Origin of the sequence: Streptomyces sp. NPDC047315 (genome assembly GCF_040643215.1) — a bacterium.
In the GTDB taxonomy this organism is placed as follows: Bacteria; Actinomycetota; Actinomycetes; order Streptomycetales; family Streptomycetaceae; genus Streptomyces.
Genome location: NZ_JBEYTZ010000038.1, coordinates 71,626 through 84,217 on the forward strand (window position 1 = coordinate 71,626; position 12,592 = coordinate 84,217).

Below are 12,592 nucleotides of genomic sequence, written 5' to 3' on the forward strand. Positions count from 1 at the left end.
ATGGCGTTCGCCCGACCCACCGGGAAGCACCGTGCCCCCAGCCGCGTGACGCGCAGGAGCGCGAGCATCGCCGGCGCTGCGACCCTCGCCACCTCCGGGGTGATCGGCACCCTCGCGTCCCCCGCGTTCGCGACGGGGACCGAGCCGCGCAACGACGGCGACACCGGGTCGCTGAGCGCCGAGGACACCGGCACGCTCCAGATGCTGGCCGCCACCGACACCCTCGCCGAGCAGGTCACCGACCAGGCCGTCGACCAGAAGCGCGAGGCCGTCGCCCGCGCCGAAGCGGCGGCGGAGGCGAAGCGCAAGGTCGAGGCGGAGCGCAAGGCCGCCGAGCGCGCCGCCCGCGAGGCCGAGCGTCAGCGGCTGCTGAACTCCTACCAGCTGCCCGTCGCCGGCTCTCACGTCACCACCTCGTACCAGGCCAACAGCTCGCTGTGGTCCTCCGGCAGCCACAGCGGCGTCGACTTCCACGCCTCGTCCGGCACCGAGGTCGTCTCCGTGGGCGCGGGCACCGTCGTCGAGGCCGGCTGGGGCGGCGCGTACGGCTACAACGTCGTCATCAAGATGCGCGACGGCTCGTACACCCAGTACGCCCACCTCTCCGCGGTCACCGTCGGCGAGGGGCAGGCCGTGATGCCGGGCCAGCGGATCGGGCGCGCGGGCTCCACCGGCAACTCCACCGGGGCGCACCTCCACTTCGAGGCCCGCAGCGGCGCCGACTACGGCTCGGACGTCAATCCGGTCGCGTATCTGCGCGCCCGCGGCGTGAACGTCTGACCCGCGGAATCCTGCTTCGAGCTTCGACGTGCCCCGGTGCGACCGCGCCGGGGCACGTCGGCGTTGGCCGGGGCGCACCGAGGCACGACAAAGGCGCTGACCCCGAAGGTTCAGCGCCTTTGTCCCGGTGCGAGCCGCGGGCCCGCGAAAGTCGAGCGTTGGGTGGCTCAGACCGTCTCCGGCAGTTCCTCCAGCCCCTCGGCGACCAGCTTGGCCAGCCGGTCCAGGGCGGCGTCCGCGCCGTCGGCGTCGGAGGCGAGGACGATCTCCTCGCCGCCCTGCGCGCCCAGGCCGAGCACGGCGAGCATGGAGGCGGCGTTGACCGGGTTGCCGTCGGCCTTGGCGATCGTCACGGGGACGCCGGAGGCCGTGGCGGCGCGGACGAAGATGGAGGCGGGTCGGGCGTGCAGGCCCTCGGCCCAACCGACGGTGACACGGCGCTCAGCCATGGTGTTGCCCTTCGAATCAGCTGTTGTCTAGACCAGTCCCGGTCAGTCTCTCACGACGCCCCGGGTGCTCCTACCGACCGTAAACCCCCGCCGCAAGCCCCGACGGCGCCCGACGGTGACGGGGCGGACGCGTTCGGCGATGGTGCCCGAGTCCGGTCCGACAGCACCACCACCGGGCGTCCGCGCCGTACGATTTCTGCCATGCAGACCGAGCGGGACCACGCCTACCCCGACCACTGGGAGGCGGACGTGGTGCTGCGCGACGGCGGTACCGCGCGCATCCGCCCCATCACCGTCGACGACGCCGACCGGCTGGTCAGCTTCTACGAACAGGTGTCGGACGAGTCGAAGTACTACCGCTTCTTCGCGCCCTACCCCCATCTGTCGCCCAAGGACGTGCACCGCTTCACCCACCACGACTACGTGGACCGGGTGGGCCTCGCCGTCACCGTGGGCGGGGAGTTCGTCGCCACCGTCCGCTACGACCGGATCGACGAGCACGGCCGGCCGGCCAGCGCGCCCGCCGACGAGGCCGAGGTCGCCTTCCTCGTCCAGGACGCCCACCACGGCCGCGGCGTCGCCTCCACGATGCTCGAACACATCGCGGCGGTCGCGCGGGAGCGCGGGATCCGACGGTTCGCGGCGGACGTGCTGCCCGCGAACACCAAGATGATCAAGGTGTTCCGGGACGCCGGGTACACCCAGAAGCGCAGCTTCGAGGACGGCTCCGTCCATCTGACGCTCGACCTGGAGCCGACCGCGGAGTCCGTCGCTGTGCAGCGCGCCAGGGAGCACCGCGCCGAGGCGCGCTCCGTGCAGAGGCTGCTGGCGCCGCGGGCCGTCGCGGTCGTCGGCGTCGGCCGCGCGCCCGGGGGAGTGGGCCGCACCGTCCTGCGCGACCTGGTCGGCGGCGGCTACACCGGACGCGCGTACGCCGTGAACCGCGCCTTCCCCGCCGACTGGCACGAGGTCGACGGGGTCCCCGCGCACCGCTCCGTGGGCGAGGTCGTCGAGCGGACCGGCGAGCCCGTCGACCTCGTGGTCGTGGCCGTCCCCGCCGAGCGGGTGCCGGAGGTGGTCGCGGACTGCGGGGAGCACGGGGTGCGCGGGCTGGTCGTGCTGAGCGCCGGGTACGCGGAGAGCGGCGCCGAAGGCCGGGCCCGCCAGCGCGAGCTCGTCCGACAGGCCCGCTCGTACGGCATGCGGGTCATCGGCCCCAACTCCTTCGGCGTCATCAGCACCGCGGCGGACGTACGCCTGAACGCGTCGCTCGCGCCCGAAGCGCCGGCGCCGGGCCGCATCGGGCTGTTCACCCAGTCCGGGGCGATCGGCATCGCGCTGCTGTCGAGCCTGCACCGACGGGGCGGGGGTCTCGCTGGTGCGGCCGGTGCGGCTGGCGTCGCCGGTGATGCTGGTGTCGCTGGTGTCGCCGGTGTCTCTACGTTTGTGTCCTCCGGCAACCGCGCCGACGTCTCCGGCAACGACTTCCTCCAGTACTGGTACGAGGACCCGGACACCGACGTCGCCCTGCTGTACCTGGAGTCCATCGGCAACCCCCGCAAGTTCACCCGGCTCGCCCGCCGCACCGCGGCCGTCAAACCGGTGGTCGTCGTCAAGGGCGCCCGGCACAGCGGCAGCGAGCCGCCCGGCCACGCGGTGCCCAGCGTCCGCATCCCCGACGCGGCGGTGGACGCGCTGCTGCGGCAGGCCGGCGTCATCCGGGTCGACACCGTCACCGAACTCGTCGACGCCGGCCTGCTGCTCGCCGGCCAACCCCTGCCCGCCGGGCCGCGCGTCGCGATCCTCGGCAACTCCGAGTCCCTGGGCCTGCTGACGTACGACTCCTGCCTGGCGGAGGGCCTGCGCCCGCTGCCGCCGCTGGACCTGACGACGGCGGCGTCCGCGGCGGACTTCCGGGAGGCCCTGGCCGGGGCGCTCGCCGACGACGGCTGCGACGCGGTGGTGGTGAACGCGATCCCCCGGGTCGGGGACGACGGCGCGACGGAGTTCGGCGACGGCACGGTGCTTGCCGCGGCGCTGCGCGAGGCCGTGGCCACCGCGCCGGCGAAGCCGGTCGCGGTGGTCCACGTCGAACTCGGCGGCCTGGCAGCGGCCCTGACCGCCGCGACCACCACGGCCCCCGCGGGCGCGGGCGGGCCCGGCGGCCCGAGGACCGCTGCGGCGGGACCGCAGCCGCGCCCCGGCGAGCCGGGCCTCCGGCCGGCCGGCCCCGATGCGTCCGGCGCAGATCGAGCAGCGGATGCCCCGTCGGGTGAGGGTTCGCACGGGTCCGAAGGCCCCGCGTCGGGCGTGGGGTCGGTGCGCGGTTCGGCAGGTGCGTCGCCCGCCGCAGGCGGGACCCAAGGCCCCGCGGCCGGCGGGGACCGCGGCAACTCGGCAGCGGGCCCGCGGCTCCACGCGGGCGGCGACGCCGAGGGCTCGGTGCCCGCCGGCAGCGGTCGTGCGGTGAGTGCCGGGCCCGGCGCCGGCGTCGCACGCGGTGGTCCCGCTGACGAGGGCGGGCCCGGCAGCCCGGGCGCTGGGGCACCACCGGGTGCGGGTGGATTCCCGCACGGGCCCGGCGGCCCGACGGCCGGTGCGGGACCGGTGCGCGGTGCGGCTGATGGCTCGCCCACCGCGGCTGGGGACCACAGCCCGGCGGGCGACGGGGGCGAAGGCCCGGCGCCCCGCGCCGGCACTGCTGGTGCGGGCAGGGGAGCGGCTGCCTCGCACGGTGAGCGTGCCGACGGGGCGGACACTCCGGCATCCGCCCGCGCCGGCGTCGCAGCGGCCGGCACGCTCGGTGGGTGGATTCCTGCGTATCCCGCCGCCGAGCGGGCCGTCCGCGCCTTGTCGGAGGCCGTGCGGTACGCGCAGTGGCGGCGGCAGGCCGCCGAGCCCGGCAAGGTGCCGGAGTACGAGGACGTCGACGAGGCCGGCGCCGCCGCGCGGATCGAGGCGCTGCTCGACGGGGACGTCTCCGAGCGCGGGATCACGCTGGGCGCCGCCGACGCCGGGGCGCTGCTCGCCACGTACGGCATCCACGTGCGTCCGACCCTGCCCGCGCCCGACGCCGACGCGGCGGTGCGGGCCGCCGAACGCCTCGGCTACCCCTTGGCCCTGAAGACGACCGCCCCGCACCTGCGCCACCGCGCCGACCTCGGCGGCGTACGCCTGGACCTCGCCGGCGAGGCCCAGGTCCGCCGGGCGTACCGGGAGCTGACCGACCTCCTCGGCGACCCGGTCGAGCTCCAACCCGTCGTGCAGGCCATGGCGCCGCGCGGGGTGGACACGGTGGTGCGGGCCGTGGTCGACCCGGCCGTCGGCGCGTACCTCTCCTTCGGGCTCGCCGGCGTCGCGTCCGAACTCCTCGGCGACACCGCGCACCGGCTCGTGCCGGTGACCGACCGCGACGCGGCCGAGCAGATCCGGAGCATCCGCACCGCCCCCCTCCTCTTCGGCTGGCGCGGCTCCGCGCCCGTGGACACCGCCGCCCTGGAAGAACTGCTGCTGCGCGTATCACGCATCGTCGACGACCACCCGGAAGTCGTCGCGATCGGGCTCGAACCGGTCGTCGTGGCACCACGGGGACTGAGCGTCCTCGGCGCCACGGTCCGGCTCGCGCCGTCCCCCGCCCCCGCCGACCTCGGCCCGCGCCGCCTCCCCAGCTACTGAGCGGCCCGGCGCCCTCGACGGGGGCATTGAGCGTTCGACGCCCCTCGGGGCCCGTAGGATGGACCACATGGCGAAGACCGGTACGACGACCCAGGGGCTGCGCGCGGCGATCGAGCGCAGCGGCTACTACCCGGCTCTCGTGGCTGAGGCGGTGGAGGCCGCCGTCGGAGGCGAGCAGATCGCGTCGTACCTGGTCCACCAGGAGACCACGTTCGACTCCAACGAGGTGCGTCGCCACGTCACCGTGCTCGTCCTCACGGGCAACCGTTTCATCGTCAGCCACACCGACGAGCAGGCCGCCGACTCCGGTTCCCCCACGCCGTACGCCACCACCTCCACCGAGTCCGTGAAGCTCGACCGGATCTCGTCGGTCGTCGTCAGCCGGGTCGTCGCCAACCCGGAGTCGTACACCCCCGGCACGCTGCCCCGCGAAGTGGTGCTCACCATCGGCTGGGGCGCGGTCTCCCGGCTCGACCTGGAGCCCGCCGCCTGCGGCGACCCGAACTGCGACGCCGACCACGGCTACACCGGCAACTCCACCGCCGACGACCTCAGCCTGCGGGTCAGCGAGGCCGGCGACGGCCCGGACACGGTGCGCCAGACCCTCGCCTTCGCCCAGTCGCTCTCCGAGGCCACCGCGGCGACGGGGGCCGCCACCGCTCCGACGGCGACCACCCGCTGATGACGCTGCCCACGACAGCGGCCACCTGGCCCGAGGAACCGGAACCGCTCGCGGTCGCCGGTGCGCCCGTGCCGGAGTACGGCGCGGGCTCGCTGGCCGACCTGCTGCCCACGATCGCCGCCCACCAGGGCGTGCCGGGCCTGACCCCGCTGATACCCGAGCTGACCCCGGCCGACCGGAACTGCGTCTTCCTGATCGACGGGCTCGGCTGGGAGCAGATCAGGAGCCACCCGGACGAGGCCCCGTACCTCTCCTCGCTCCTGCACACCTCCCGCGGCGGCACCGGCCGCCCCATCACCGTCGGCTTCCCCGCCACCACCGCCGCCTCGCTCGCCTCCGTCGGCACGGGCCTCGCGCCCGGACTGCACGGACTCGCCGGCTACACGGTGCGCGACCCCGCGACGGGCGCGCTGATGAACCAGCTCCGCTGGAAGCCGTACACCGATCCCCGGGCGTGGCAGCCGTACCCCACGGTCTTCCAGCTCGCCCACGCGGCCGGGATCCACACCGCCCAGGTGTCGTCCCCGATCTTCGAGCACACCCCGCTGACCCAGATCGCGCTCAGCGGCGGAACGTTTCACGGGCGCCTCGGCGGCGAGGAGCGCATCGACTTCGCCGCCGAGCAGCTCGGCGCCGCCGACCGTTCGCTGATCTACACGTACTACAGCGACGTCGACGGCATGGGGCACCGCTACGGCGTGGACTCCGACGCCTGGCGCGGTCAGCTGATGTACGTCGACCGGCTGGTGCAGCGGCTCGCGGAGCAGCTGCCCGCCCGCTCGGCGCTGTACGTCACCGCCGACCACGGCATGATCGACGTCCCCTTCGACGCCGATTCGCGCATCGACTTCGACGAGGACTGGGAGCTGCGGGCCGGGGTCGCCCTGCTCGGCGGCGAGGGCCGGGCCCGGCACGTGTACGCCGTGCCGGGCGCCGAGTCCGACGTGCTGGCCGTGTGGCGCGAGGTGCTGGGCGACCGGTTCTGGGTGGCGAGCCGCGCGGAGGCGGTCGAGGCCGGCTGGTTCGGCCCCTCGGTCGACGAGCGGGTCACCGGCCGGATCGGTGACGTGATCGCCGCGGCCTGCGACGACGCCGTGATCATCGCGTCCGTGCACGAGCCCAACGAGTCGGCGATGGTCGGCATGCACGGCTCCATGACGCCGGTGGAGCAGCTCGTGCCGCTGATCGAGGTCAGGCCCTAACCCGTCCGACGCCGATGTACGGGGTGCGCCGCGCCCCGCCCGTACGACCTCGTGCCCCGCCCCGCGCACCGCGCCCGCCCGAATCTCGAACGACTGCCGAAAGGTCCTCAACCACCCATGCCCGAGCTGGTCTTCTTCAGCGGCACCATGGACTGCGGCAAGAGCACCCTCGCCCTCCAGATCGAGCACAACAGGTCCGCCCGCGGGCTCCAGGGGATGATCTTCACCCGGGACGACCGGGCGGGCGAGGGCAAGCTGTCGTCCCGGCTGGGCCTGGTCACGGACGCCGTGGAGGCCACGGAGGACTTCGACTTCTACGCCCACCTCGTCGACCGGCTCTCGCAGGGCATGCGCTGCGACTACGTCATCGCCGACGAGGCGCAGTTCTTCGCCCCGACGCAGATCGACCAGCTGGCCCGGGTGGTGGACGACCTGGAGCTGGACGTCTTCGCCTTCGGCATCACCACCGACTTCCGCTCCAAGCTCTTCCCCGGCTCGCAGCGGCTGGTGGAGCTCGCCGACCGGGTGGAGGTCCTCCAGGTCGAGGCGCTGTGCTGGTGCGGTGCACGGGCCACGCACAACGCGCGCACCGTCGGCGGCCGGATGGTGGTGGAGGGCGCCCAGGTGGTGATCGGCGATGTGAACGTCGACGACGAGGTCGGCTACGAGGTGGTGTGCCGACGCCACCACCGGCGCCGGATGACCGCCGCGAGCGCCCGGGCCGCCGCCCTCTCCCCTGACGTGCTGCCGGTGGACGGGGCGCAGGGCGGCGCCGTGGACGTACGCGTCGACTGAGACCGGCGCGCACGGCGCGCGGGCGCGGCGCGGGCCCGGTGCCGTCAGCGGTCGGACCGTACGACCGCGAAGACCGCGCCCTCGGGGTCGGCGACCGTGGCCGTACGGCCCTGGGGGGTGTCCCGGGGCGGTACGAGGACGCGTCCGCCGAGCTCCTGAGCCTGCCGCGCCGCGCCGTCCGGGTCCTCGACCTCGAACCAGGTCATCCAGTACGTGCCGCGGTCGCGCGGCAACGCGCCCCCGACGCCGCGCAGCGCCGCGACGGGACGGCGGCCGAGCACCAGCACCAGGTAGTCGTCGTCGACGGCCTCGACCGGCTCCACCTCGTATCCGAACACCGACTGGTAGAACTTGGCGACCGACGAGGTCTCCGTCGTCAACAACTCGTTCCACACCGGGGTGCCGGGGGTGCCGTGCAGGGCGAAGCCCTGGTGCGCCGCGGGCTGCCAGAGGCCGAACACCGCGCCCGCCGGGTCCGTGACGATCGCCAGCCGGCCCGCGTCCTCGGCGTCCAGCGGGCCGACGCCGACGGTGCCGCCGCAACAGCGCAACGTCTCCGCCGTGGTGTTCACGTCGTCGGTGGCGAGATAGGGCGTCCAGGCGACGGGCAGATGTCGGTCGGCGGGCAGCCGCCCGATGCCCGCCACCTCCTTGCCGTCGAGCAGAGCGCGTACGTATGGGCCGAGCTGTTGGGGGCCTGGGGCGAACTCCCAGCCGAACAACTCGCCGTAGAAGTGCTGCGTCGCGTCAAGGTCGTGCACCATCAGACTCACCCAGCAGGGTGAGCCGGGCGCGTGCCGAGTCGCCTCGGTCATCGTCACTCTCTCCTCGGACCATCGTGGTGGCCGTGCGGGGACGGGGCGCGGGCCGTGGCCGTGGTGTGTCCAAAAGCCGTGCGCCCCGGTGCGCATGGTTCCACTCCCTGACGCGGAACGCGCCCCGGCCGCGCCGCTTTTGGCGGGTTACCGCTGGAGGATGCCCATTTTTGTGAGAATTCGTGGTGACTCGACCGAGCCGGGGCCGGGCCACCGACGGATTCCGGTCAGCGGTGCGGCGCATCGCCGGTGCCGATCGCGGGCGAGGTCGAGGGCGGTCGAGGGCGGCCGAGGGCGCGAGCGCGGGTGCGTGCGCCAGGATGGAGGCATGAAGCCCATCGTCTCCGCGGCGGAGCTGGCGAGCGCGCTCGCCGGTCCCCGCCCTCCGGTCGTCCTGGACGTCCGCTATCAGCTCGGCGGCCCGCACGGTCGCCCCGACTACGACGCCGGGCACCTGCCCGGCGCGGTCTTCGTCGACCTGGACGCGGAACTCGCCGGCCCGCCCGGTGCCGCCGGGCGCCATCCGCTGCCCGACGTCGAGGCGTTCGGTGCGGTGATGCGCCGGGCCGGGGTGTCGACCGACTCTTCCGTCGTGGTGTACGACGCCGACAAGGGGTGGGGCGCCGCCCGCGCCTGGTGGCTGCTGCGGTGGACCGGGCACGCGGACGTACGCGTCCTGGACGGCGGACTCGCCGCCTGGGCCGGCCCCTTGGAGACCGCGCCGCCCGCCCCGGCGCCCGGCGACTTCGTGCCGAAGCCGGGTGCGCTGCCGCTGCTGACCGCGGACGGCGCGGCGGAGCTGGCCCGCTCCGGACTGCTGTTGGACGCCCGCGCGGGGGAGCGCTACCGGGGCGAGGTCGAGCCCATCGACGCGGTGGCCGGCCACATCCCGGGCGCCGTGTCGGCCCCGACGACGGAGAACCTGGGCCGGGACGGGCGCTTCCTGCCCTCCGACGAGCTGACGGCCCGCTTCACCGCGCTCGGCGCCGGGGAGGGGGACGGGCCGGTCGGGGTGTACTGCGGGTCAGGGGTGTCGGGGGCGCAGGAGGCGCTGGCGCTGGAACTCGCCGGATTCACCCCGGCGTTGTACGCGGGCTCCTGGTCCGAGTGGTCCCGCGACCCCGAGCGTCCGGTGGCTACGGGCGCCGGGCCGGGCTGAAGGCCCCCGACGGGCCGCGGTCGGCCTTCGGCGACCGCGGCCCGTCACTGGGTGGGAGTTACATCTCAAGCCGTCGCGCGCGGGCCCCACGCGTGGCGGTCGCGGGTCGCTGCCTTACGACCGAGGTGGCCCTCGCGGACCAGGACGGCCAGGGAGTCCAGGATCACCCGCGAGCTGAGCAGCGCCGTCTGCTCCGCCCAGTCGTAGGGCGGGGCGCACTCGACGACCTCCAGCCCGGCGAGACCGGGCGCGGAGATCTTCCTGATCAGGTTGAGGGCCTCCCGCGGCAGCAGCCCGCCCGGCTCCGGCCAGCCGGTCCCGGGCACGAAGCCCGCGTCGATGACGTCGATGTCAAAGGACAGGTAGACCGCCTTCGCGCCCTTCCAGGCCGTCTCCAGTGCGATCTCGGCGACCTTGTCGATCCCGACCCGTTCGACGTCGCCCACCGTGATGACGGTGGTGCCGCGCTCGCGCCCCACCTTGACGCCGGCCCGCGGCGCCTGCCAGCCGCCGATGCCGACCTGGACCAGGTTCGTCGCGGGGGCGTTCTTGATGTTCGTCGCGTGGAACCACGGCGTGGTGTGCATGCGTTCGTCCAGGTCGGTCTCCTGGGTGTCCACGTGCCGGTCGAAGTGGATGATGCCGATGTTCCCGTCCACGTACGGCGCCATGCCGCGGATGGTCGGGTAGCCGATGGAGTGGTCACCGCCCAGGATCACCGGGAAGACCCCGCGCTGGTACACGTGCGCCATCGCCTGGCTGATCTGGTCGAAGGACTTCTCCAGGCTGCCGGGGATGGTGAACACGTCGCCGATGTCGACGATGTTCAGCTGTTCGCGCAGGTCGACGCCCAACTCGAAGCAGTACGTGCCGAACAGGTTCGTCGACCGGCGGATGCCCTGCGGGCCGAACCGGGCGCCGGGCCGGTACGTGGCGCCGGAGTCGAGCGGCGCCCCGAACACGGCCACTTCGGCGTCGTCGACCTGGTTGACGTCCTCCAGGAACGGGGACTTCAGGAACGTGCCGCGCTCGCCGGCGAAGTGCGGCAGCTCGCCGCGCGAGAAGGTGGGGATCGTGCGGTCCACGAGCGTCGGCGAGCCGGACAGCCCGTACGCGAGCCCTCGTTCGATCTCTTCGTCGTGCCGGAACAGGGACAGCCGCTCCTCGGCGTCCTGCGCCCACTTGCCCTCCTTCACGGCGAAGGCGTCGCTGTGGGAGTGGCTGTGCCGATGGGCGTGGTCGTGGGAGTGCGGAGTGTGGTGGGAGTGCTGGAGTGAAGGGGCGTGACCGGCGTCGTGCTGCTGGTCGGGGCCTTCGGGAGGGGAGTCATTCCCCGGCGACGTCGCGTCGTCGTGTGCACGGGGATCGGGCGTCTTCGGCATTTCAGCCTCCAACGAGGCCGTCTTTCCACGGAAACCGGTACGGCCACCCTCGTCGGCAGGCGCTCTGGTAGCACCTCCTTGGACTGTAGCACCGGGCCGTCACGGGCGCTGGCGGCCGGTGAAGGGGACGGACGGGTAGCCCGTGTCGAAGTGCATGTAGTCGGCGACCTTGATGTTCTGCCAGATCCACCCCTCGTCGACGAACGACCGCCAGACCGGACCGCCCTTGAGGATCTTGCCCTTGCCGGGGGTGCGGGCGCTGAACTCCTTGCTGGGGAACCAGGTCTTCTTGCGCAGGTCCTGCCAGGGGTTCTCCAGCGGGTTGATGTCGACGGCGCGGCCGTTGGCGTGCGGTGACTCGGCGAAGGGCGCGTTGATCTGGTCGGGGCGCCGGCAGTTGAACGCCGAGGTGTTGTCGTCCGCGAGGCTCTTGTCCAGATCGCCGCCGTACGCCTCCACGGACTGCATGCGACGGACGGGGAAGCGCTGTTCGAACAGGTCCGTGAAGATCCGGACGACGCTGTCGGCGACGTCGGCGTTGACGACGAGCGCTCCACGGCTCACCCGGCCGTCGAAGTCGTGGTAGTTCATCTCCACGCGCCGGAGTTGGTCGCGGCCGACCGGGCAGCCCTTGCGCCACATGCCCACCGCCACCATCCGCTCCCACTGGGCGTCGGGCACCGGGGTGACCTCGGCGTCGAGTGCGGGCGGGGGAGCGGGCGAGGGCGCGGGCGGGGGAGTCGGTGAGGGGGCGGGGGCGGGCGTCGCGCCGTCGTCCGCCGCGGCCGAACAGGCAGTGGCCGCAAGGACGGTGGACAGCAGCAGCGCGGCCGTCCGGATCAGGCGCGGTCGATGGCGGGACAAGGGTGGCTCCTGGCGGCGTTCGGGTGGGCATGGGTACGCGCGGGCACGGGAGGGCACGCGTGGGCACGCGAGGTGGCGGCGCCGCCGGGCGATGGGAGCGCCGCCGTGGACCAAGCTACTACACAGCGTAGAAGATTAGTGAACGGTCTCGGGTCTGCTCCCCGGCGGGCGGCGGGCAGACTGGTGGGGCGCGACCGGTGGTTGCGAAGATCGGTGGCTGCAAGGGCCGGTGCGACGGGAACGACGAGGGAGAGCCGGGATGGGCGCGTTGGGTGAACTGGAGGCCGACATCATGGCCCTGGTGTGGCGGGGCGACGAGCCGATGAGCGTACGGGCGCTCACGGACGCGCTCAACGGCAGCCGTCCGCTCGCCTACACCACCGTGATGACGGTGGCGGAGCGTCTGCGGGCCAAGGGCTGGCTCAGCCGGGAGAAGGACGGCCGCTCGTACCGCTACCGCGCGGCGCGGTCGGCGGAGGACTACACCGCCGAGTTGATGGAACAGGCACTGGAGACCTCGGCGGACCGCGCGAGCGCGCTGGTGCGCTTCGTCGACCGGCTGGACGCGGACGAGGCGGCGGCGCTGTGGGAGGCGCTGCGGAGGTCGCACGAGCGGGAGGGCGAGCACTGACGCGCGTTCCCTGTGCGTCTGGACGGAGCCGCCGCTTCCCTGTGAGTGCGTTTGGTCTCTGCGGCCCGTCTGTGGCTGTTCGCGCAGTTCCCCGCGCCCCTGATTCGCTCCGCCAGTCAATCGCCTGCGGCACGGGTTTTTAGGGGCGCGGGGAACTG

General features: G+C 73.8%; 11 protein-coding genes. 7 read left to right on the forward strand and 4 right to left on the reverse strand.

Going from position 1 to position 12,592, the window contains the following annotated elements:
* Complete coding sequence (locus ABZ842_RS32815; protein WP_361545215.1) at window positions 1–780, forward strand: M23 family metallopeptidase; 780 nt, start codon at window positions 1–3, stop codon at window positions 778–780.
* Between the two features lie 167 nt (window positions 781–947).
* Here the strand turns inward: ABZ842_RS32815 and ABZ842_RS32820 are convergent, their stop codons facing one another.
* Window positions 948–1,229: an HPr family phosphocarrier protein gene (locus tag ABZ842_RS32820; RefSeq protein WP_361545218.1), complete on the reverse strand. Its 282-nt coding sequence runs from the start codon at window positions 1,227–1,229 to the stop codon at window positions 948–950.
* A 201-nt stretch (window positions 1,230–1,430) separates the two neighbouring features.
* On the opposite strand from ABZ842_RS32820, the gene ABZ842_RS32825 reads away from it, so the two are divergent.
* The 4 genes from ABZ842_RS32825 to ABZ842_RS32840 all read left to right on the forward strand — a co-directional run bounded on the left by ABZ842_RS32825 (window position 1,431) and on the right by ABZ842_RS32840 (window position 7,583).
* Window positions 1,431–4,904, forward strand: coding sequence for a GNAT family N-acetyltransferase (locus tag ABZ842_RS32825; RefSeq protein WP_361545220.1), 3,474 nt, complete (start codon window positions 1,431–1,433; stop codon window positions 4,902–4,904).
* A gap of 67 nt (window positions 4,905–4,971) precedes the next feature.
* On the forward strand, window positions 4,972–5,586 hold the full coding sequence (locus ABZ842_RS32830; protein ID WP_361545223.1) for a DUF5998 family protein: 615 nt from the start codon (window positions 4,972–4,974) through the stop codon (window positions 5,584–5,586).
* Window positions 5,586–6,788, forward strand: a complete 1,203-nt coding sequence (locus ABZ842_RS32835) for a nucleotide pyrophosphatase/phosphodiesterase family protein (protein WP_361545226.1) — start codon at window positions 5,586–5,588, stop codon at window positions 6,786–6,788. Before ABZ842_RS32830 ends, ABZ842_RS32835 begins: the two co-directional genes overlap by 1 nt.
* Before the next feature lie 117 nt (window positions 6,789–6,905).
* Window positions 6,906–7,583, forward strand: a complete 678-nt coding sequence (locus ABZ842_RS32840; protein WP_361545229.1) for a thymidine kinase — start codon at window positions 6,906–6,908, stop codon at window positions 7,581–7,583.
* Between the two features lie 44 nt (window positions 7,584–7,627).
* On the opposite strand, the gene ABZ842_RS32845 is transcribed toward ABZ842_RS32840, so the two are convergent.
* Window positions 7,628–8,398 (reverse strand): VOC family protein, encoded by a 771-nt coding sequence (locus ABZ842_RS32845; RefSeq protein ID WP_361545231.1) that lies wholly within the window; start codon window positions 8,396–8,398, stop codon window positions 7,628–7,630.
* A 328-nt stretch (window positions 8,399–8,726) separates the two neighbouring features.
* Here ABZ842_RS32845 and ABZ842_RS32850 point away from each other — a divergent pair, with 328 nt between their 5' ends.
* Entirely contained in the window at window positions 8,727–9,557 is an 831-nt protein-coding gene (locus ABZ842_RS32850) for a sulfurtransferase (protein WP_361545234.1), read from the forward strand.
* A gap of 65 nt (window positions 9,558–9,622) precedes the next feature.
* Here ABZ842_RS32850 and ABZ842_RS32855 read toward each other — a convergent pair whose 3' ends face one another.
* Window positions 9,623–10,939, reverse strand: a complete 1,317-nt coding sequence (locus ABZ842_RS32855) for an agmatinase family protein (RefSeq protein WP_361545237.1) — start codon at window positions 10,937–10,939, stop codon at window positions 9,623–9,625.
* A 99-nt stretch (window positions 10,940–11,038) separates the two neighbouring features.
* A complete protein-coding gene (locus ABZ842_RS32860; protein WP_361545240.1) occupies window positions 11,039–11,803 on the reverse strand; it encodes a M15 family metallopeptidase in 765 nt (254 codons plus the stop codon).
* Window positions 11,804–12,062: 259 nt separating this feature from the next.
* Between ABZ842_RS32860 and ABZ842_RS32865 the strand changes: the two genes are divergently transcribed.
* Window positions 12,063–12,434: a BlaI/MecI/CopY family transcriptional regulator gene (locus ABZ842_RS32865; protein WP_361545243.1), complete on the forward strand. Its 372-nt coding sequence runs from the start codon at window positions 12,063–12,065 to the stop codon at window positions 12,432–12,434.
* Window positions 12,435–12,592 lie beyond the last annotated feature (158 nt).